The following is a 20362-nucleotide window of genomic DNA, read 5'->3' as shown; positions in this document are numbered from 1 at the left end:
GACACCCGCACCACCCCATCAGGAGGAAGACCATGACCGACACCCCCACCCCGCTGCGCGTCACCGTCTGGGGCGAGAACCGCCACGAGCAGATCGAGCAGCACGTCCGCGACCGCTACCCGACCGGCATGCACGGCGCCGTGGCCGAGGGGATCCAGGAGAACCTGCCCGAGGCGCACGTCGAGATCGCGACCATGGACCAGCCCGAGCACGGCCTCACGGAGGAGCTGCTCGCCCGCACGGACGTCCTCACCTGGTGGGGCCACGCGGCCCACGCCGAGGTGGACGACGAGATCGTCGCGCGCGTGCACCGCCACGTGCTCGACGGGATGGGCCTCATCGTGCTGCACTCGGGGCACTGGTCGAAGATCTTCACGAAGCTGATGGGCACCACGTGCACCCTCCGCTGGCGCAGCGAGCACGACCGCGAGCTGGTGTGGACCGTGAACCCGCAGCACCCCATCACCCGCGGCGTGCCGAACCCCATCGTCATCGACGAGCAGGAGATGTACGGCGAGTACTTCGACGTGCCGACGCCCGACGAGCTGGTCTTCATCTCGGGCTTCACGGGCGGCGAGGTGTTCCGCAGCGGCATGACGTACCGCCGCGGCTTCGGCCGGATCTTCTTCTTCTCGCCCGGCGACCAGGACTTCCCCGTGTACCACCACCGGGACGTCCGCCGCGTGATCGCGAACGCGTGCGAGTGGGCGCGGCCCGACCGGCGTGAGACGCCGACGCTGCTGCGCTACGAGCTCGGCGAGTACTACGACGGCACCGACTACGCCGGGGCGCTCGAGCGATGACGGCGACGCCAGCGCACCGGATCGTCGCGCCGGCCGACGGCGCGCGCCTCCGGGTCGTGCAGGTCGGCGCGGGCGGCATGGGCCAGGCGTGGCTCGCGACCATCGCGGCGGATCCCGACGTCGAGCTCGTGGGCGTCGTCGACCTCGACGAGCAGGCCGCGCGCGCCGGGGCCGCGGCCCACGGCGCCTCGGCCGAGGCGTCCACCGACCTCGGCGAGCTGATCGAGCGGGTGCGGCCCGACGCGGTGATCGACGTCACGATCCCGCGCGCGCACCACCCCGTCACCACGCAGGCGCTCTTCGCGGGGATCCCGGTGCTCGGCGAGAAGCCCGTCGCGCTCACGGTCGCGGAGGGGCTGTCGCTCGCGGCGGCCGCCGAGATCACGGGCGAGCTGTTCATGGTCAGCCAGTCGCGCCGCTACAACGACCACCTCGTGGCGCTCAAGCGGCGGACGGCCGACCTCGGCGGCGTCGGGATCGTCACCACCGAGTTCTTCAAGGCGCCGCACTTCGGCGGGTTCCGCGAGGAGATGGACGACGTGCTCCTACTCGACATGGCCGTGCACCAGTTCGACGCCGTGCGGTACCTGCTCGACGCGGATCCCGTGGGCGTCTACTGCGAGTCGTACAACCCCGAGTGGAGCTGGTACCGCGGCGACGCGGCGGCCACCGCGGTCTTCGCGTTCGAGGGCGGCGTGCGGTACGTCTACACGGGCAGCTGGTGCAGCCCGGGCGACGAGACCTCGTGGAACGGATCCTGGCGGGTCAGCGGCGCGCACGGCACCGCCCGCTGGGACGGCGACCACGAGCCGACGAGCGACATCACGGACGCGCCCGACGGTCCGCCCGCGGAGCCCGCGCCCGCGCCCGCGGAGTCGGTGGGCGTGGAGATCGCCGGGTCGCTGCGCGCCTTCGTGCGCGCGCTCCGCACCGGCGAGCGGCCGCACGGCGAGGTGCACGGCAACGTGATGAGCCTCGCGATGGTGGAGGCGGCGATCGAGTCGAAGGACACGGGCGCGCGGGTCGCCATCGACGACGTGCTCGAGCGCGCGCACGCCACCGCGCTCGCCGACGAGCGGCGCGACGACGTGCGGGAGCGGCTCGCGGCGTGGAGCGGCGACGGCGTCCGGCGCGCGCTGCAGGGACCGGTCGGCACCGCGTCCGCGGGGGCGTCCGCGGGCGTCGCGGCCGTCGCCCGCCCGGCCGCCGCCGGGTAGCCTCGTCGGGTGGGGATCCAGTGACCGGGCAGGAGACGGGCGACGCCGAGCGCGCGCCCCTCGCGCCGGTCGCGGGCCCCACCCGGGCGGTGCCGCTCGCGCCGGATCCCCGGGCCCGCGAGATCCCGCCCGCCGGCGACGCCCGCTCCCGCGGCACCACGCCCGACCACGTCCGCCGCTCCAACCTCGCGACCGTGCTGCAGATCGTGCACGAGACCGGCCCCGCGTCCCGCTCCGAGCTGACGCGCGAGACGGGCCTCAACCGCTCCACCATCGCCGCGCTCGTGGGCGAGCTGCAGGAGCTCGGGCTCGTGGTCGAGTCGGAGCCGCCCGGCACGAACCGCGTGGGCCGGCCGAGCCCCATCGTCTCCGCGGATCCGCGCGTGGTCGTCTTCGCCGTGAACCCCGAGATCGACGCCGTCACCGTGGGCCTCGTCGGCCTCGACGGGGTCGTGCAGGAGCGGGTCCGGCGTGACACCGACGGGATCCCCACGGCCGCCGTCGCCGCGGAGCTCGCCAGCGGCATCATCGCCGAGCTGCGCGCCGACCTCCGCGCCACCCGGCCCGACGCGCGCGTGCTCGGCATCGGCGTCGCGGTCCCCGGCCTCGTCCGCTTCGACGGCGGGCTCGTGCGCCTCGCGCCGCACCTCGGCTGGGTCGACGAGCCGTTCGCGGCGCTCCTCGCCGAGGCGACCGGACTGCCGGCGCTCGCCGCCAACGACGCGAGCCTCGCGGCCGTCGCGGAGGGGCGCTTCGGATCCGGCCGCGACGTCGACGACCTCGTGTACCTCAACGGCGGCGCGTCGGGCGTCGGCGGCGGCGTGCTCATCGGCCGGCGCCCCTTCGGCGGCGCGGAGGGCTACGGCGGCGAGCTCGGCCACACGCTCGTCGACTCCGGCGGCGAGCTCTGCCACTGCGGCGCGGTCGGCTGCCTGGAGACCACGGTCGGCCAGGACGCGCTGCTCGAGGTCACGGGCCTGCCCCGCGCCCGCGCCGACGAGCTCGGCGAGGTGCTCGCCGCCGCCCTCGCGGCGGGCGACGCGCGCGTCACGCGCGAGGTCGAGCGGCAGATCGACAACCTCGCGGTCGCGCTGCGGAACGTCGTCAACATCTTCAACCCGTCGCTCGTGGTGCTCGGCGGGTTCCTCGGGTCGCTGCACGCGGCGGATCCCGGCCGGATCCTCGCCCGCGCCACCGCCCAGGCGCTCCCCGGCGCGCGCGAGGCGCTGCGGATCCGGCGCGCGGCCCTCGGCCCCGACCGGCTGATGATCGGCGCGGCCGAGCTGGCCTTCGCGGGCGTGCTCGTGGATCCGTCCGGCGTCGCCCGCGCGACGGCCGCCGACGCGGAGTGCACCACGGCGTGAGCGCGCCCGTCGACCTCGTGATCCTCGACTGCGACGGCGTGCTCGTCGACAGCGAGGTGCTCGCCGTGGAGGTCGACCGGCGGATCCTGGCCGAGCTCGGCTGGGAGATCACGACCGAGGAGGTCGTCGAGCGCTTCGTGGGCAAGTCGCACGCGACCTTCACCGCCGAGGTCGCCGCGCACCTCGGCCTCGAGCTCGCCGACGACTGGGATGCGCCCTACGCGCACTGGTACAGGGAGGCGTTCGAGGCGCACCTGCGGCCGGTCGACGGGATCGCGGACGCGCTCGACCGCATCACGACGCCGACGTGCGTGGCGTCCAGCGGCGGGCACCCGAAGATCCGCGCGAACCTCGCGCTCACCGGCCTGCTCGGGCGCTTCGACGGGCGGATCTCCAGCGCCACGGAGGTCGCGCACGGCAAGCCCGCGCCCGACCTGTTCCTGCTGGCGGCGTCGCGCATGGGCGTGGATCCGGCGCGCTGCGTCGTCGTGGAGGACAGCCCCTACGGCGTGCAGGGCGCCTCGGCCGCGGGCATGCGCGCGCTCGGCTACGCGGGCGGGCTCACCCCGGCCGCCCGCCTGCGCGACGCCGGCGCCACCGTCTTCGACGACATGCGCGACCTGCCGCGGCTGCTGCGCGAGCTCGCGGGCTGACCGCGCCCGGTGCCGCCCGGTGCCCCGAGCTGGGGCGCGCGCGGCGACGCCCGGGCCCCTAGCGTCGAGGCCATGACCTCCACCCCGCGCCCGGTCTGGACCGCGGCCGCCGCGCTCCTGCTCACGCTCGCCGTGCTCGCGATCGGCGTCTGGTCGGGCGGCTGCACCGACTACGCGGACATGCCGGGCGAGTGCTGGGCGCGACCCAGCCTCGGCTGGCCCGGGGCGATCCTGACGGCCGTCGTCTGCGCGTCGCTCGCGGCGCTCTGCATACGCCGGGCCGTCCGGCGCTCGGATCCGGCGGGCGACCGCGACGGCACGCTCCGGGCCGCCAGCCCGGACCCGGAGGAGCGGCGGGACGCGTGAGCGCCTCCTGGTCCGCGCTGGGAGCCGCAGCGTGCCGCTCGCGGCACGCGACCGTTCAGCCCGCGCCCACCGTGCGGCGCCGACGCACCACCCGCAGCACGAGCGCGCCGAGGATCCCGACCGCCACCGCCACCGCGAGCTGCCCGAGCACGCCGCCCTCGCCGCGCAGCACCGCCCCGCCCACCATGCCGCCCGCATCGAGGAGCTCGAGCGGGTAGCGCAGCAGGGTGCGGTTGCCGAGGGCGTAGGTGACGCCGACCACGACGGCCGTCCCGAGCCAGAGCAGCAGCACCGCCACGACGGATCCGACCACGCGGCCGACCGAGCGCAGCCCGGTGAGCGCGATCGCGACGCCCAGCACGACGGGCGGCACCCACGAGATCACCGGCAGGATCGCGTACGCCGTCTCGCTCAGCATCCCGGTCGCGCCGCGGGACACGAGCCCGCCGAGCCAGCTGCCGAGCAGCACGACCGGGACGGCCGACGCCGCGACGGCGACGCCCGCGGGCGCGCGGGCCACCAGCGCCGCGACGAGGCCCGCGAGCAGCACCATCGCCGCGGTGCCGCCGACGAACGCCACGAGGTACACCTGCGCTTCGCTGATCGAGGCTCCCGTGCGGGTCCCCGCCGCCGCGACGTCGTCCATGCCGAGCCCGTCGGCCGTGACCGCGGACGTCTGGACGAGCGCGACGACCTGCACGAGGAGCAGCCCGGCGACCACCAGCCAGGATCCGTGCCGGGGCAGCCGCGACCGCAGCGCGCGGGCCGCGGCGCCGGCGATGCCGCCGCCCACCAGGATCACCGCGGCCAGCAGCCCGGCCGTGTACTGGTTGAACGGCAGCAGCGCGATCGGCATGTCGGCGGCCGAGGCGACGTCCTCCGCCCACAGGTTCTGCGGCGGCAGCCGGAGGCCCGCCACGATCCAGGGCAGCAGCCCGAGCACGGCCGCGACGACGCCCGCGGCCAGGGCGAGGAGCGCGCCGCGGACGCCGGGGATCACGCCGGGCGAGGACGCGGGCGCGGGCACGGCGGCGAGACCGGAGGTCGTCATCCGTCCACGCTATCGACGCGTCGGCACCGCCCGCCCGCCCCCGATCGGGCCGGCCCGCACCCGCGCCGCCGGGGGCACCGCGTCATCCCTGCGGCGTAGGGGCCCGCGGGGCCGATCTGGTCCTCCCGGTCGTCCCGGCGCGCGGAGCCCGTCGTCAGGCTCGAGGTGCCGAACAGAGGAGGGCACATGATCGAGGCATCCGGCCTGACCAAGGACCACCCGGGGGGACGCGCGGTCGACCACGTCGACTTCACCGTCCGACCCGGCGTCGTCACCGGCTTCCTGGGGCCGAACGGCGCCGGGAAGTCCACGACGATGCGCATGATCGTGGGCCTCGACCGGCCCACGTCCGGCCGCGTCACCGTGAACGGGAGGCCGTACGCCGAGCACCGGGCGCCGCTCGGGGAGGTGGGCGCGCTGCTCGACGCGAAGGCCGTCCACTCCGGCCGGTCGGCCCGGGCGCACCTGCTCTCGCTGGCGGCCACGCACGGGATCCACCCCCGCCGCGTCGACGAGGTGCTCGACATGACGGGCCTCGCGAGCGTCGCCCGCCGCCGCGTCGGCACCTTCTCCCTCGGGATGGGCCAGCGCCTCGGCATCGCCGCCGCGCTGCTCGGCGACCCGCGCACCCTGATCCTCGACGAGCCGGTCAACGGGCTCGACCCGGAGGGCGTGCACTGGATCCGCACCCTCCTGCGCGGCCTCGCCGCCGAGGGCCGCACCGTGCTCCTGTCGTCGCACCTGATGAGCGAGATGGCCCTCACGGCCGACCACCTGCTGATCCTCGGCCGCGGCCGCGTGATCGTCGACGCCCCCACCCGCGAGGTCGTCGAGCGCGCGCAGACCCTCACCGTCCGCGTGCGCACGCCCATGCGGCACGAGCTCGAGCGGGAGCTCGCCCGGCGGCCCGGCGTCGGTGCGGTGGCCGTGGAGCACGACGTGCTCGACGCGACCGGCATCGACGCCCCGGCGATCGCCGCGCTCGCCGCGTCCGCGGGCATCGTCCTCCACGGGCTCGCGCCCGTCCACGTCTCCCTCGAGGAGGCCTACCTGCAGCTGACCGCCGGGGAGGTGGAGCACCGCTCCGCCGCATCCGCCGACACCCGCATCGACACCACCGGAGGACGCGCATGACCGCCGCCACCCCGGCCGTGCACCGCACGGCCGTCCAGCCCGCCACGTTCCGGCGCCTCGTCGCCGGCGAGTGGATCAAGCTCCGCTCGCTGCGCTCCACCTGGTGGATCCTCGCGCTCGGCACCGCCGTCGTGCCGGCCTTCGCGGTCTCCCGCGTCATCAGCATCGCCCGCGTCCCGGAGGCCGTGGGGTCGGAGGGCATGGTCGGCGCGGCCTACGCCACGGGCGGCGTCGCGCTCGCGCAGCTGGCCTTCGCCGTCCTCGGGGTGATGGTCGTGGCGGGCGAGTACGGATCCGGCCAGATCCGCACCACGCTCACCGTCACGCCCACCCGGGTGCGGGCGCTCCTCGCCAAGCTGCTCGTGGTGGTGCTCGTCGTCGCGGCCGCGTCGACCGTGGCGGTGCTCGCGGCGTGGGCCGCGTGCGCGCCCTGGTTCGGCCCGACCGGCATGTCGATCGACCTGCTGCGCGCGGAGGACGCGCGGCTCGTCCTCGGCACGCCCCTCTACCTCGGCGCCGTGACGGCGCTCGCCTTCGGGATCGGGATGCTCGTGCGCAGCCCCGCGGCCGGCATCTCGATCGTGGTCGGCCTGCTGCTCGTCATCGAGAACCTGCTCGCCGCGATCCCGTGGGCGCCCGTGCAGTCCCTCGCCGCGCACCTGCCGTCGAGCGCGGGCAGCCGCCTGCTCCGCTCGGACGCGGTCGGCTCGGTGATCACCGTCTCGAACAGCTCGGAGCTCACGCCGTGGGGCGGGTACGGCGTGATGCTCGTCTGGGTCGTCGGCGTCCTCGCCGTCGCGGTCGTGCTGCTGCGGCGCCGGGATGCCTGATGCCGCGGCGCTCGTGCCCCGCGGCGGGGTGGTGACCTGCCAGAGTGGGACCGATGATCCAGGAGCGGGCGTGAGGTCGGGGCCGGCGCCCGCGTCCGCCCCCGACCTCGCCGAGCTGCGGGCGCGGCGCCTCGGCCCCGTCGGCCGGTTCCTCGCGCGGCGCCCGGCCGTCGGGGACGCCGTCCTCATCGGCTGCTTCGCCGTCTGGGCGCTCGTCACCGGCGCGGGGGCCGACTCCATGTACGCGCTGCACGTCTTCTTCAACGACGGGCATCTGCTCCGGATGCAGGCCGCATCCCTCGTGCTGACGGCGGCCGGGTGCGCGCTCCTCGTGGCGCGGCGGAGGAGGCCCGTCGTCGTCACGGCGGGCATGGCGGTCCTCGGCCTCGCGGCGCTGGCGCTGACCGGCGCGTCCTCGGGGTTCGACCTCGGGCTCGCGCTCGCCCTCCACGCGGTCGCCGCCTCCCGCCGGCCCCTCGTCACCTGGGCCGTCTGCGTCCCCGCGGTGGGGGCGATGCTCGTCGCCGCGCGGATCCTGCCCCTGCCGCTCCAGGTCGGCGCCGTGATGAGCGGCCTCTCGCCGGACTCCCCGACCGGCCCCGACCCGTTCCTCGGCGGCTGGCAGCCGATCGCCCTCCCCGTCCTCGTGCTCGCGCTCCTGGCCGTGGCCGTGGGCGCCAGCGTCCGTAGCCGGCGGCTGCACCTGGCCGGGATCGTGGAGGCCGCCGAGGCGGTGGCCCGCGAGGCGGAGCAGCGCACCCGGCTCGCGGAGGCGGCCGAGCGCGCGCGCATCGCCCGGGAGATGCACGACGTCGTGGCGCACAGCATCTCCGTGATGGTGGCGCTCGGCGGCGGTGCGTCGATGGCCCTCGACTGGGCGCCCGATCGCGCCCGCCTCGCCCTCGACGAGCTGGTGGGGACCGGCCGGACGGCCCTCGCGGACATGCGCCGCGTCCTCGGGGTGCTGCACGACGCGCCGCCGGCCGACGCGCCCGCCGACGTCGCCGCGGAGCCGTCGGTCGCGCCGCTGCCCGGGATCCACGACCTCGACCCGCTCCTCGACCGGTTCCGCCTCGCCGGGCTGCCCGTGCGTGCGTCCGGCCTCGCCGACCCGCGCCTCGCGGAGGCGGACGCCACGCTCCAGCTCGCGGTGCACCGCATCGTGCAGGAGGCGCTGACGAACGCGCTGCGGCACGCGCCGGGCACGGCCGGGGTCGAGGTGGCGATCCGCCTGCTCCCCGGCCGGATGGAGGTCGTCGTCACCGACCAGGGCGCGGGCGTCGCCGTGGAGCCGGCCCTCGGATCCGGTCGCGGCGTGCTCGGCATGCGCGAGCGGGCGGCCGCGTTCGGCGGCACCGTGGACGCCGGGCCGCACGGCCGGGGCTGGCGCGTGCGCGCCGAGCTCCCGTGGGACGACGACGAGGAGGACGGACGATGACGCGGATCCTGCTGGTGGACGACCAGTCGCTGGTGCGCATGGGCTTCCGGCTCGTGCTGGAGAGCGCCCCCGACCTCGAGGTCGTCGGCGAGGCGGCCGACGGGCGCACCGCGGTCGACCAGGTCGTCGCGCTCCGCCCGGACGTGGTGCTGATGGACGTGCGGATGCCGGGCGTCGACGGCATCGAGGCGACCCGGCGGATCGTGGCCGAGCACCCGGCGGTGCGCGTCCTCATCCTCACGACCTTCGACGTGGACGAGCACGCCTTCGCCGCCCTGCGCGCGGGCGCGAGCGGGTTCCTGCTCAAGGACGCGACGCCCGCCGAGCTGGCCTCCGCCGTGCGGGTCGTGGCGTCCGGCGACTCGGTGGTCGCGCCGCGCGTGACGCGGCGGATGCTCGAGATGTTCGCCGACGTGCTGCCCGTGGGATCCGCGCCCGCCGCCACGGGCGTGCACCCCCGGCTCGCCGCCCTCACGCCCCGCGAGACGGAGGTCCTGCGCCGCGTCGCGGAGGGCCGCTCGAACGCCGAGATCGCGGGCGACCTGTTCCTCGCGGAGGCGACCGTGAAGACGCACGTCGGTCGGATCCTCGCCAAGCTCGCCGTGCGCGACCGGGTGCAGGCCGTCGTCCTCGCCTACGAGACGGGTCTGGTGCGCGCCGGGACGGAATGAGCCCTGTGGAGGCGGCGGGCCGTCCGCAGGGCCGGCCTGCCTATGCTCACGGCGACCCGCCCACCCGAACCCCGAACGGATCCGCCATGCCCCACCGCGCCCTCGTCGCCACGTCCGCGTTCGCCGTCACCCTCGCCGCCCTCCTCGGTGCCGCCGCGCCCGCGCAGGCGTGCCCGCGCGACCCGGCGGAGCAGCAGGCGGTCACCGCGGTCGCGTCCGCCGCGCTCGACCGCCTCGAGATCGCCGACGACGTGGCCGCGTCGAAGTGGCTGTCGGGCAAGGCCGTCGCGGATCCCGCGCGCGAGCAGGCCGTCGTCGACGCCACCATCGCGGCCGCGAAGGCCGACGGGGCCGACCCGGTCGCGGCCGAGCGCATCATGCGGGCGCAGATCGAGGCGAGCAAGCAGGTGCAGTACGCGCTCATCGCCCGCTGGCACGCGCACCCCGACGAGGCGCCCACCACCGCGCCCGACCTCACCACGAGCGTCCGCCCGCGCATCAACGCGGTCGACGCCCGGCTCGTCCCCGCCATCGGCGCCGCGCACGACGCCCTCGACGACCAGGCGTGCGGCCACCTCGTGAAGGACGCGCGCGGCGAGCTCGGCCAGGGCCTCGACGACGCGCACCGCAAGGCCTTCCGCACGGCCCTCGCGACCGTCTGCACGCCGGAGTCCTGACCGGCCCCCCGACCCGGTCGGGTCCGCTGCCCCGATGCGCGGGCCCGGCCGACCCACCCGCGGGTGGGCCCGGCGGGGGATCCGGCGCGCGCCCGTGCGCGGGATCCGCGTCAGGCGCCCTGCCCGCGCGGCCCGGCCATGATCACGGCCACGCCCAGCAGGCAGATCACCGCGCCGACCACGTCCCACCGGTCCGGCCGGTAGCCGTCGACGATCGCGCCCCACGCGAGCGACCCCGCGACGAACACGCCGCCGTAGGCCGCGAGTATCCGCCCGAAGCTCGCGTCGGGCTGCAGGGTCGCGATGAACCCGTACGCGCCGAGCGCCATCACGCCGAGCCCGGCCCACCACCACGGCCGGCCCTCGCGCACCGCCTGCCAGACGAGCCACGCGCCGCCGATCTCGGCGACCGCGGCGAGGGCGAACAGGATCACGGTGCGCAGCAGCATGCTCCGAGCATGGCCGACGCGGGCCCGCGGGTCAGGGCGTCGCGTGCCCGCGGGTCAGGCCGTCGACGCCACGTCGGCCGCGAACGCCGCCACCCGGGTCCGCAGGTCCTCGATGAGCTGCGCGGTCGCCGCCGCGGGGTCGAACCCGAGGTACGGGATCGGGCGCGGCTTCCGCACGTTGGCGCTGCACTCGAAGTCGGTGCAGACGAGCGTGCCGATGGTGTTGCCGTTGCGACCCGCGGCGCCGGCCCGGCGCGCGGCGTAGAAGCCGACGGGCGCGGGCAGCCGCACGTCCTGGCACCACGTGCACTGGGCGCGCGACCGCGGGGCGGCGCCGGCCTGCTGGAGCAGCACGCCGATCAGCTCGTCGCCCGCGGGGACGACGACGATCCCGCGCTGCGGCGACTTGGGGTCGCGCCAGCCGAGGAAGTCGAGGCGGTCCCAGCGGAGGTCGGCGAAGCCCTCGGGGAGGCGGATGTCGCGCGCCTCGCGCTGGGACGCGTTGACGAGCGAGGAGCGGATGGCGGATTCGGTCAGGGGGAACATGGTGTGCCCTTCGTGCGGGGTCGCGGCGGTGCCGCGGGAACGGGTGTCAGGGGGTCGGCGGCCGGATCCTCGTGGATCGACGGCACGCCTGCTGCGGCCGGCCCTCGCGGGACGCGGCGACGGATCCGGTGACTACCTGGTGCCGACGGACGTGCCGCCGACGACCTCCCCACGCCCCGAGGGCGTCGCGCTGCTGGTGATGCTCACGGGGCTACGGTACCCCGGGTGGGGGAACGCCTCACGCGCTCGCGACCGGCCAGACGTAGTCGAGGTCGTCGGGATCCTCCGGGAAGGCCGGCCGGTACAGCTCCGGCGCCTTCGCCAGCAGCTTCGAGCGGTGGGAGAGGTGCAGCTCCGGGCGCCCCCACCACGGCGGCCGCGTGATGCGGCCCTCCGTGTAGGCGGCGATGTCCTCGGGCACCTCGGCGATGATCGCGAGCGTCTTCTCGAAGCAGGTGTCGGCGAATCCGCGGCGCATCCACTCGGCGCAGGTCGCCTCCTGGTACTCCATGAGCGCCGGCCGGTAGCCGCGCCACATGCGCGTGACGGGGTGGCTCTGCCAGCCGTAGCCGGCGACGGTCACGGCCTTCATCACCTGCAGCGTCTCGACGCGCTGCTTCCCGAGCCGCTTGTCGTCGAGCACGGCCATGCTCTCCGCGAGGTCGGGATAGGGGAGGAACGTCTGCATCCGGCCAGTCAACTCCGGTGGGAGCGGGGGCGGCCGGCGTCGGGTCAGCGCGACCAGGCGTACGGCGTGGTCGTCGAGCAGGCGACGAGGCCGGAGCGCTCGAGGATCGGGCGGGAGAGGTCGGTCGAGTCGCTGTGGATCAGGGTGCGACCGGCCGCCAGGGCCGAGCGGGCGCGGGCCGCGGTGAGCGCGCGGTAGATGCCCCGGCCGCGCCAGCCCGGGCGGGTGGCGCCGCCCCAGATCCCGGCGAAGTCGGATCCGGCGACGGGCTGCAGCCGCCCCGCCGAGACGACGACGCCCGCGGCCTCGGCGATCCACAGCTCCATCGCGGGGTCGACCTCGACGCGGCGGAGGATCGCGTCGGCGTGGTCGGCCGAGACCTGCCCGCCGAAGACCTCGTCCTGGAGGGCGCTCATGGCGCGCACGTCGGCCTCGGCGGTCACGCGGCGGAGCGTCACGCCGTCGGGCAGCGGCACGTCGACGGCGAGGGCGCGCGCCTCGCCGAGCATGATCGTCTCGCGCTCCTCGGGCTCGAGGCCGTTCGCACGGAGGATCCCGTCGAGCCCGGGCGCCCGGTCGTGGCCGCGCGTCTTCCACTCGACCGCGTGGATCGCCGGGTCGTCCCGGAAGCGCGCGAGCGCCTGAGGCACCAGCTCGCGGAGCGCGTCCTCGTCCAGCCCGCCGAGGTCGGCGTAGGTGATGAAGCCGCGGCCGCCGGGGAACGCGGCGAGCAGCAGCGGCCCGAGCCGTCGCACGTCGAGCGCGTCGGTCGTCTCGGCGTCGGTGCGCAGCTGGGCGTCGTAGGCGGCGAGGAGGCGGGCGGCGGGGGGCGCGGCGTCGGGGGTCACCCGGCGATCCTCCCGCATGGGGCCGGGCGGAGGGCCGCCGCGGGGAGCGCGCGGCTCACGAGCGACGGCGCAGCTCCAGCACGCGCGCGGAGGGGCCGCCCGGGGTAGAGCCGACCGTGAGGATCCCGCGGCCGGCGTCCCACTGGACATCCCACTCGGCGAGGGCGCGCGGGAAGGCGGTCGACACGTCGAGCCGGCGGCCGAGCAGGGACGGGAGGGACAGGGTCGCGGCGCCGGCGTCGTCGCCGCGGTCCCAGATCGCGACGCGCACGGCGTCGCCGGCGTCGTGCGCGACGGCCACCCAGCGGTCGTCGGGCGCGGGCAGGCCGAGCGGCCAGAGCGGCACCGAGCGGGCGAGGCCGTCGCGGAGGTCGGCCGCCGTGCGCTGGGCCTCGGCGACGAGGTCGCGCTGCGCCGGATCCAGCCGGTCGTCGTCGGCCGGCGCCGCGCCTCCCGCGAGGGCGGCGACCAGCACGGACGCGGCGCGCTCCGGCGTGGCACCCGGCCGCGGACGCGGGACGGGGGCGGCGGACTCGGGGAGCGCGGTCAAGGGCGCCGTGGCGGCGGCGAGCGGGAGGAGGAGGTCGTCCGCGTCGGGATCCGCGGAGGCGCGGGCGGGCGCCGGGGTCGCGGGTGCGGCTGACGCGTCGCCGGCGTGCGCCGCGCGCAGGGATCGCCGGGCCCGCGTCATCGCCGCGGCGGCGTCCTCGAGGTCGGTCCCCACGGCGACGAGCGCGGGCGCCGACGCGCGCGACGCCCCGGGGGCGAGCGGCGCCGCAGCGGGTCCGGCCCAGGATCCGGACACCACCAGGTGGCCGTCGCCGCCGTGCTCGCCGACCTCCCAGCGCCAGGCTCCCGCGGGCGCCGCCTCCCACAGCCACGCGACCTCCTGCCGGTCGGAGCGGAGCGCGGCGACGGGCAGCGGGCCGTCGGCGGCCGGGCCATCGGCGGCCGCGCGCACCACGGATCCCCGGGACGGCTCCGCGAGCAGATCCGGCCCCCGCAGCGCCCGCGCCGACCAGCCGGCCGCGCGCCCGCCCGCGACCCGGCCCTCGAGCAGCTCCCAGTCGGCCGCCAGATCCGCCGCCTGGCCCTTGTCGAGCCGCACGCCGAGGGGCGCGGCCCAGCTCGAGACGGCGACGACGTCCACGGGCGACGCGGTGCCGTTCGTGACGACCGCGCTGCTCCGGAACGCGCCGTCGCGGCCCTCGAGGGTGACGGCGGCGCGGATCCCGTCGGGCGTCGCCGCGACGATCTCGAGGCGCGCGCCGTCCGCGGACACGGAGTGGGTGACGTAGCGGAGCTCCGCGCCGACGACGCTGCCCGCGAGCCGGCCGGGGGATCCCGCGCCCGGGTCGCCCGCTCCCGTGTCGCCCGCGACGAGCACCTCCACGAGCGGCACCGGGTGCGCGAAGTGCGTCTCCACGGATCCGGCGACGAGGCGCGTCAGCATCACCGGACGGTCGGGGGAGCGGCGGAAGCGCAGCTCCAGGCGGCCGCTCCGCCACACGATCTCGTCGCGGCGGCCGTCGGGCGCCCGACCCGGCCCGGCGACGCGGGCGGCGTCGGCGCCGGCCCGCGCGCGGCTGCCGGCGACGGGGCGGTCGGTGGGCGCGACGCGGCGACCGGGTGCGCGGCGGCGATCCCCGGCGCGGGCCTCGGCGGTGGCGGTGCCGGTGGCAGGAGCGGCGCCGGCGGAGGGTGCGGTCCGCGACCGCGACTCGACGAGCGGGGTGGGGGTCATCGTCGTCCTCCGTGTGCCGGGCGGATCGCTCCGCGGTTCGCCATCGAACAGACCTTGCGCAACTCGTCGGCGAGTGGCGCGCGGTGTCCGCTCATCATCCCCGGTGCTCGGGCGGGCGGCAAGGGGGAAGCGGGTCTCGATGCGGTCACGACAGCGTCAGGAGTTGCGCAACTCGTGGTGGCGGCGCTCCACTAGGCTCCGCCTCATGGACAGCACGAGAGCGGCACCGCGCCCGACGATGGCCCAGATCGCCGAGCGCGCCGGCACCACCGTCCCGACCGTCTCGAAGGTCCTCAACGGCGGCACCGACGTGTCCGAGGCGACCCGCGCGCGCGTGATGGCCGCGGCGCACGCGCTCGACTACCGGCGGCGGCCCCGCGCCAGGCCGGCCGACCGGGATCCGCGCGCCGCCCGCGTCGTCGACGTCGTGGTCGGGCACATCGAGGGCAGCTGGGTCGGCCCGGTCCTCAGCGCGATCGAGGAGGAGGCGTCCGCCGCGGGCGTCGACCTCGTGCTCACGCGCGCCCGGCCCGACGGGGAGTGGATCAGCCGCCTGCTCCGCCGCCCCTCCATCGGCGCGATCCTCGTGCTCGTCGACGCGACCCCCGCCGGCCTGCACGCGCTCACGACGGCCGGCGTGCCGGTGGTCGCCATCGACCCGAGCACGCGGCCGCCCGCCGAGGTGGCGAGCGTCGGGGCCACGAACTGGGACGGCGGGCGCATCGCCGCCGAGCTGCTCATCGCCGAGGGGCACACGCGGATCGGCGTGATGGGCGGGGTGGAGGCGCACCTGTTCGGCAGCGCGCGCATCGACGGCCTGCGGACGGCGCTCCGCTCGGCCGGCATCGCCGTGCCCGACGAGCGCGTCGTGTACTGCGACTGGGATCGGGAGCGTGCCCGCACGGCCGCCGGCGCCCTGCTCGCCGCACCCGACCGGCCCACCGCGATCTTCGCGTGCTCCGACGTGATGGGCCTCGGCGTCTACGAGGCCGCGGACGACGCGGGGCTCCGGATCCCGGACGACCTCAGCGTCGTCGGCTTCGACGGCGTGCAGGAGTCCGCGTGGGCCATGCCGCCCATGACCACCGTCCGCCAGCCCATCGCCGAGATGGGCGCGACCGCGTTCCACATGCTGCAGCAGGCGGACCGCTCCGGCCGGGCGCGTGCGGGCGGCCCCGCCGGGTCGCGCATGGAGCTCGAGACCGAGCTCGTGCGGCGCGGATCCGTGGCGGCGCCGCGCGCCTGACGCGGCCGGGATCGGCACCGCGCGAGATCGATCTCGCGTGTCGGAGACGAGCGACGGGCGTCAGACGCTCACGCCGACTCGCGCTGCACGAGGCTCGTCGCGAGCACCGGCTGCCGGTCGACCTCGCGGCCCTCGATGGTCGCGATCACCGTCTCGGCGGCCACGCGCCCCATCTCCTCGAGAGGCTGGCGGATGGTGGTGAGCGGCGGATCCGAGGTGGTCGCGATGATCACGTCGTCGAAGCCGATGACCGAGACGTCGGTCGGCACTCGCCGGCCCGAGGCCTGCAGCATGCGGATCGCGCCGGCGGCCATGAGGTCGGAGGAGGCGAACACGCCGTCGATGGCCGGGTGCCGCTGGAGCAGCCGGGCCATGGCGGCCGCGCCGCTCTCGAGCGTGAACTCGGCGTGCACGATGGCGCCGTGGTCGATGCCCTGCGCGGTCAGCTCGTCGCGCCAGCCGCGGATCCGGTCGCGCGCCGGCTCCATGTCGTGCGGGCCGGCGATGATCCCGAGCGTCCGTCGCCCGGCGTCCGCCAGCGCGCGCGCCGCGAGCCGCCCGCCCCCGTGGTTGTCGGAATCGACGATGATCGCGTCGTCCGCGAGGTCGCCGCGCGGCCGCCCCACCCACGCCACGGGCACGGGGGAGTCGGCGAGCGTCTGGGCGAGGTGCGTGATCTCGTGCTGGAGGATCACGACGGCGCCGTCGACCGCGCGCGAGCGGAGGAAGCGGGGGATCCGGTCGGCGTCGTCCTGGTCGGCCGGCAGCAGCACCGGCTGGATCTCCGCCGCGTGCAGCCCCTTCGCCGCGCCCTTCAGCACGGACGTGAAGAAGGTGCCCGTGAGGCTGTCGAGCTCGTTGAAGGCGATGATGAGCGCGATCGCGCCGGAGCGTCCGCCGCGCAGCATGCGGGCCGCGCTGTTCGCCTCGTAGCCGAGCTGCTTCGCCGCGTGCTCGACGGCCGCCGCCATGCGCGCGTCGACCCGGGTGCCCCCGGAGAGCACGCGCGCGGCCGTGGCGCGGGAGACGCCCGCGGCCTTGGCGACGTCGACCAGCGTGGGCCGGGTCATCGGGCGCTCGCCCTGGTCTGCATGGGTCCCCTCCCGGGCGGGCGTCGTCACGGTCGCGAAGCCCTCCTGATCCTAGGTGGAGATCGATGTCCCACGGCTCGGTCTCGGTGAGCAGCGGCGCTTGCACGATGGTGGCACGCGAGCTACGGTGACGCCAAGAGATCGTTCTCTCGGCCGGAGCGCTGACGCTCCGATCACGCCGCACGGATCCCCGACGAAGAGGAAACATCGTGAGAAGAAGCTTGACGGCCGTGGCCGCCGCAGCAGCAGTCGCCGTCGCCCTGACCGGATGCTCCTCCGGCGGAGGGGGCGGCGCATCGGACGACCCGAACGCGGAGGCGTCCTTCTGGTCCTTCACGGGCATCGCCGCCAAGGACGGCGTCGCCGAGTACCAGGAGAAGAAGCCGGACGCGAAGATCAAGCTGACCGAGGTCGGCTCCACCACCGAGACGGCCACCGCGCTCACCGCGGCGCTGGCCGGCGGCAAGGTCCCCGATCTCGTCATGATCCAGAACGACGACCTGCCCCAGTTCGTCGAGAACAGCGCGAACTTCCTCGACCTCCGCACGCTCGGCGGCGACGACATCGCGGACGACTACCTGCCGTGGGCTGCATCCGCCGCCACCGCGGAGGACGGCTCGGTCGTCGGGATCCCGACGGACGTCGGCGGCCTCGGCTTCGCCTACCGCGCGGACCTCTTCGCCGAGGCCGGCCTCCCCACCGAGCCCGACGAGGTCGCGGCCATGTGGAAGGACTGGCCCTCGTTCATCGCGATGGGCGAGCAGTACACGAAGGCGACGGGCAAGCCGTTCGTCGACAACATCGAGACGAGCGTCTTCTTCTCCACCGTCAACCAGGTGAGCGAGAAGTACTACTCGCCGGACGGTGAGCTCGTCTACGACAAGAACCCGCAGGTGGAGGACGCCTTCCAGGTCGCGGTCGACACGCACGACGCGGGCATCAGCGCGGGCATCGCCGCGTTCTCGTCCGGCTGGGCGCCGGGCCGCGCCAACGGGGCGTTCGCCGTCACCGTCGCCCCGTCGTGGATCCTCAAGGGCATCAAGACGGACGCCCCCGACACCGCGGGGAACTGGCGCGTCGCGAGCGTCCCCGGCGTAGGCGGCAACTGGGGCGGCAGCGTCATCGCCATCCCGGCGCGCGCCGAGAACCCGCAGGCGGCCTGGCAGTACATCGAGACGATGATGTCCAGCGAGGCCCAGCGGGAGCACTTCACCCGGTCCGGCACCTTCCCGGCCGCGGCGGACGCAGTCGAGAGCGAGGACGTGCTGGCCTACCAGGACGACTTCTACGGCGACTCGAAGATCGGCCAGGTCATGTCCGAGTCGGTGACCAAGTTCCCGTCCTTCTACAACGGACCCGACACGTCGCCCATCAACGCGGCCCTCCTCAACACGCTCGTCGAGCTGGAGTCGGGCAACGTCACCTCCGACAAGGCCTGGTCCCAGGCGCTCGCCTCGGCGAAGACCGCCATCGGCGGCTGATCCCGTCCCACCCACCCGGGCGGCCCGGCGCGCGATGCGCCGGGCCGCCCCTCAGACGGAGGTACCCCATGTCGACGGCGACATCACCCCGCACGAGCACCGAGCCACCCCCGCCCTCGCGGCCCCGCCGCGGCAAGGCGCCGACGGTCTCCACGACCCGGCAGATCAAGCACTCGCTCTCCGAGCGCATCGCGCCGTACGCGTACGTCGCGCCCTTCTTCATCATCTTCATCGTGTTCGGCCTGTTCCCCCTGGTGTTCACGTTCTGGGTCTCGCTGTTCGACTGGAACCCCATCGGCAAGCAGACCTTCGTGGGGCTCGCGAACTTCCAGCAGCTCTTCGCCGACGATCGGTTCTGGAACGCGCTCGTCAACACGTTCGCGATCTTCCTCATCTCGACGATCCCGCAGCTGCTGTTCGCGCTGTTCCTCGCGCACCTGCTGAACCACGCCCGGCTCAAGTGGGCGAACTTCTTCCGCATGGCGCTGCTGGTGCCGTACATCACCTCGGTCGCCGCGACCGCGATCGTGTTCGCGCAGATCTTCGACCGGAACTTCGGCCTCATCAACTGGGTGCTGAGCCTGTTCGGGCTGCCGTCGATCAACTTCATGGCGACCAACCACGGCTCGTGGATCCTCATCTCGGCCATGGTCATGTGGCGCTGGTTCGGCTACAACACGCTGCTCTACCTCGCCGGCCTCCAGGCGCTCCCGCGGGAGATGTTCGAGGCGGCGGCCGTCGACGGCGCGTCCAGCTGGCAGCAGTTCCGGCACCTCACGATCCCGGCGCTCCGCCCGATCATCATCTTCACGGTGATCATGTCGACCATCGGCGGACTCCAGATCTTCACGGAGCCGCTGCTCGCGGCGCCCGAGTCGGGCCTCACCTGCGGCGCCGGCCGGCAGTGCCAGACGCTCGCGCTGTTCCTCTACGAGCAGGGCTTCGGCCAGTTCAAGTTCGGCTACGGATCCGCCATCGGCGTCGTGCTGTTCGTGATCGTCGTGGTCGTCGCGCTCCTCAACTTCTACCTGTCCACCCGCACGAGGAAGGCGAGCTGATGTCCGACGTGATCGACCAGACCGTGTCCCCTGTCGTCGCCGCGCCCGTCACGAAGCGGTCGGCCCTGCCGAAGCGCCGGGGCAAGGGCGGCGGGGTCAGCCCGATCGTCTACGTGTTCCTGAGCATCGCCGTGCTCGTCTCGGTGTTCCCGCTCTACTACATGCTCGTCGTGGCCTCGGTGGGGGCGACCGCCGTCACCTCGATCCCGCCGCGCCTGTTCCCCGGCACGAACTTCTTCACGGTGGCGGGGAAGGTGTTCGACACGGTGCCGTTCATGCTGTCGCTGCTCAACAGCGTGCTGGTCTCGACGACCGTCGCGGTGCTGTCGGCGGTGCTCTGCGCGATGGCCGGGTTCGCGTTCGCGAAGCTCACGTTCCCGGGGCGGAACCTGCTGTTCCTCATCGTGCTGCTCACCATGACGGTGCCCGCGCAGCTCAGCGTGATCCCGCAGTACCTGATCATCAGCCAGCTCGGCTGGGTCGACACGCTCCAGGCGATCATCGTGCCGGGCCTCGCGAGCGCGTTCGGCATCTTCTGGATGCGGCAGCACATGTCCACCACGGTGAGCGACGAGCTCATCCAGGCGGCGCGGCTCGACGGCGCGAACTCGTGGCAGCTGTTCTGGGGCGTCGCGTTCCCGGTGGTGCGGCCGGCGGCGTTCGTGCTCGGCCTCATCACCTTCACGGGCGTGTGGAACGACTTCATGTGGCCGTTCATCGTGCTGAAGTCGCCGGAGCTGTTCACGGTGCAGATCGCGCTGAAGCAGCTGCAGGCCAACCGCTCGATCGACGTGGCGCTCGCCATGGGCGGGTCGTTCATGGCGACGCTGCCACTCTTGATCCTGTTCTTCTTCGTCGGACGGCGGATGATCACCGGGATCATGGACGGCGCGTTCAAGGGCTGACGCGCGGGCACGCGCGTCGACGCCGGCCGTCCGGATCCCTCCCCCCCCTGGGATCCGGGCGGCCGGCGTCGTCCGTGCGCGAGGCGCGGGGCGCGGCGTCGT

General features: G+C 75.2%; 21 protein-coding genes. 14 read left to right on the top strand and 7 right to left on the bottom strand.

Translation table 11 applies throughout. The features are described from left to right. Nucleotides 1-32: 32 nt before the first annotated feature. The 5 genes from ACMT9T_RS09130 to ACMT9T_RS09110 all read left to right on the top strand — a co-directional run bounded on the left by ACMT9T_RS09130 (nt 33) and on the right by ACMT9T_RS09110 (nt 4403). Nucleotides 33-803 carry a ThuA domain-containing protein gene (locus ACMT9T_RS09130; protein ID WP_414745250.1) on the top strand — a complete coding sequence of 257 codons (771 nt, stop codon included), beginning with the start codon at nt 33-35 and terminating at the stop codon, nt 801-803. Continuing rightward, nucleotides 800-2020 carry a Gfo/Idh/MocA family protein gene (locus ACMT9T_RS09125; protein ID WP_414745249.1) on the top strand — a complete coding sequence of 407 codons (1221 nt, stop codon included), beginning with the start codon at nt 800-802 and terminating at the stop codon, nt 2018-2020. Before ACMT9T_RS09130 ends, ACMT9T_RS09125 begins: the two co-directional genes overlap by 4 nt. A 20-nt stretch (nt 2021-2040) precedes the next feature. Beyond that, the gene (locus ACMT9T_RS09120; RefSeq protein WP_414745248.1) at nt 2041-3384 is read left to right on the top strand and encodes an ROK family protein; all 1344 of its coding nucleotides are present in this window, start codon (nt 2041-2043) and stop codon (nt 3382-3384) included. Beyond that, nucleotides 3381-4037, top strand: coding sequence for an HAD family hydrolase (locus ACMT9T_RS09115; RefSeq protein WP_414745247.1), 657 nt, complete (start codon nt 3381-3383; stop codon nt 4035-4037). The genes ACMT9T_RS09120 and ACMT9T_RS09115 overlap by 4 nt, the downstream gene beginning before the upstream one ends. A 72-nt stretch (nt 4038-4109) precedes the next feature. Continuing rightward, nucleotides 4110-4403, top strand: a complete 294-nt coding sequence (locus ACMT9T_RS09110) for a hypothetical protein (RefSeq protein WP_414745246.1) — start codon at nt 4110-4112, stop codon at nt 4401-4403. Between the two features lie 55 nt (nt 4404-4458). Here ACMT9T_RS09110 and ACMT9T_RS09105 read toward each other — a convergent pair whose 3' ends face one another. Next, nucleotides 4459-5454 carry a hypothetical protein gene (locus ACMT9T_RS09105; protein WP_414745245.1) on the bottom strand — a complete coding sequence of 332 codons (996 nt, stop codon included), beginning with the start codon at nt 5452-5454 and terminating at the stop codon, nt 4459-4461. A 186-nt stretch (nt 5455-5640) separates the two neighbouring features. On the opposite strand from ACMT9T_RS09105, the gene ACMT9T_RS09100 reads away from it, so the two are divergent. The 5 genes from ACMT9T_RS09100 to aroQ all read left to right on the top strand — a co-directional run bounded on the left by ACMT9T_RS09100 (nt 5641) and on the right by aroQ (nt 10204). Further along, nucleotides 5641-6588: an ATP-binding cassette domain-containing protein gene (locus tag ACMT9T_RS09100; RefSeq protein ID WP_414745244.1), complete on the top strand. Its 948-nt coding sequence runs from the start codon at nt 5641-5643 to the stop codon at nt 6586-6588. Continuing rightward, nucleotides 6585-7418 (top strand): ABC transporter permease, encoded by an 834-nt coding sequence (locus tag ACMT9T_RS09095; protein WP_414745243.1) that lies wholly within the window; start codon nt 6585-6587, stop codon nt 7416-7418. Before ACMT9T_RS09100 ends, ACMT9T_RS09095 begins: the two co-directional genes overlap by 4 nt. Nucleotides 7419-7488: 70 nt before the next feature. Then, complete coding sequence (locus ACMT9T_RS09090; protein WP_414745242.1) at nt 7489-8856, top strand: sensor histidine kinase; 1368 nt, start codon at nt 7489-7491, stop codon at nt 8854-8856. Beyond that, the gene (locus ACMT9T_RS09085; RefSeq protein WP_414745241.1) at nt 8853-9527 is read left to right on the top strand and encodes a response regulator transcription factor; all 675 of its coding nucleotides are present in this window, start codon (nt 8853-8855) and stop codon (nt 9525-9527) included. Before ACMT9T_RS09090 ends, ACMT9T_RS09085 begins: the two co-directional genes overlap by 4 nt. 86 nt (nt 9528-9613) lie before the next feature. Further along, nucleotides 9614-10204: a gamma subclass chorismate mutase AroQ gene (aroQ, locus tag ACMT9T_RS09080; protein ID WP_414745240.1), complete on the top strand. Its 591-nt coding sequence runs from the start codon at nt 9614-9616 to the stop codon at nt 10202-10204. Nucleotides 10205-10314: 110 nt separating this feature from the next. On the opposite strand, the gene ACMT9T_RS09075 is transcribed toward aroQ, so the two are convergent. From ACMT9T_RS09075 to ACMT9T_RS09055, 5 genes are all read right to left on the bottom strand, one after another. Beyond that, nucleotides 10315-10653 (bottom strand): YnfA family protein, encoded by a 339-nt coding sequence (locus ACMT9T_RS09075; RefSeq protein WP_414745239.1) that lies wholly within the window; start codon nt 10651-10653, stop codon nt 10315-10317. A gap of 54 nt (nt 10654-10707) precedes the next feature. Then, entirely contained in the window at nt 10708-11199 is a 492-nt protein-coding gene (locus tag ACMT9T_RS09070) for an FBP domain-containing protein (protein ID WP_414745238.1), read from the bottom strand. 238 nt (nt 11200-11437) lie between these two features. Next, entirely contained in the window at nt 11438-11887 is a 450-nt protein-coding gene (locus ACMT9T_RS09065; RefSeq protein ID WP_116053618.1) for an MSMEG_6728 family protein, read from the bottom strand. A gap of 44 nt (nt 11888-11931) precedes the next feature. Beyond that, nucleotides 11932-12735 carry a GNAT family N-acetyltransferase gene (locus ACMT9T_RS09060; protein ID WP_414745237.1) on the bottom strand — a complete coding sequence of 268 codons (804 nt, stop codon included), beginning with the start codon at nt 12733-12735 and terminating at the stop codon, nt 11932-11934. 55 nt (nt 12736-12790) lie between these two features. Then, a complete protein-coding gene (locus ACMT9T_RS09055) occupies nt 12791-14479 on the bottom strand; it encodes a hypothetical protein (RefSeq protein WP_414745236.1) in 1689 nt (562 codons plus the stop codon). A 205-nt stretch (nt 14480-14684) separates the two neighbouring features. Between ACMT9T_RS09055 and ACMT9T_RS09050 the strand changes: the two genes are divergently transcribed. Next, nucleotides 14685-15725, top strand: a complete 1041-nt coding sequence (locus ACMT9T_RS09050) for a LacI family DNA-binding transcriptional regulator (RefSeq protein WP_414745235.1) — start codon at nt 14685-14687, stop codon at nt 15723-15725. Nucleotides 15726-15793: 68 nt separating this feature from the next. Here ACMT9T_RS09050 and ACMT9T_RS09045 read toward each other — a convergent pair whose 3' ends face one another. Then, complete coding sequence (locus ACMT9T_RS09045) at nt 15794-16795, bottom strand: LacI family DNA-binding transcriptional regulator (protein WP_414745234.1); 1002 nt, start codon at nt 16793-16795, stop codon at nt 15794-15796. A 230-nt stretch (nt 16796-17025) separates the two neighbouring features. Between ACMT9T_RS09045 and ACMT9T_RS09040 the strand changes: the two genes are divergently transcribed. The 3 genes from ACMT9T_RS09040 (at nt 17026) to ACMT9T_RS09030 (ending at nt 20260) form a co-directional block, all read left to right on the top strand. After that, the gene (locus ACMT9T_RS09040; protein WP_414745233.1) at nt 17026-18297 is read left to right on the top strand and encodes an ABC transporter substrate-binding protein; all 1272 of its coding nucleotides are present in this window, start codon (nt 17026-17028) and stop codon (nt 18295-18297) included. A gap of 68 nt (nt 18298-18365) precedes the next feature. After that, a complete protein-coding gene (locus ACMT9T_RS09035) occupies nt 18366-19355 on the top strand; it encodes a carbohydrate ABC transporter permease (RefSeq protein WP_414745232.1) in 990 nt (329 codons plus the stop codon). Further along, entirely contained in the window at nt 19355-20260 is a 906-nt protein-coding gene (locus ACMT9T_RS09030; RefSeq protein ID WP_414745231.1) for a carbohydrate ABC transporter permease, read from the top strand. Before ACMT9T_RS09035 ends, ACMT9T_RS09030 begins: the two co-directional genes overlap by 1 nt. Nucleotides 20261-20362: the final 102 nt, after the last annotated feature.

The organism is Clavibacter vidaverae, from assembly GCF_047529985.1.
Taxonomy (GTDB): domain Bacteria; phylum Actinomycetota; class Actinomycetes; order Actinomycetales; family Microbacteriaceae; genus Clavibacter; species Clavibacter nebraskensis_A.
This window is presented reverse-complemented; position numbering and strand designations above follow the sequence as displayed.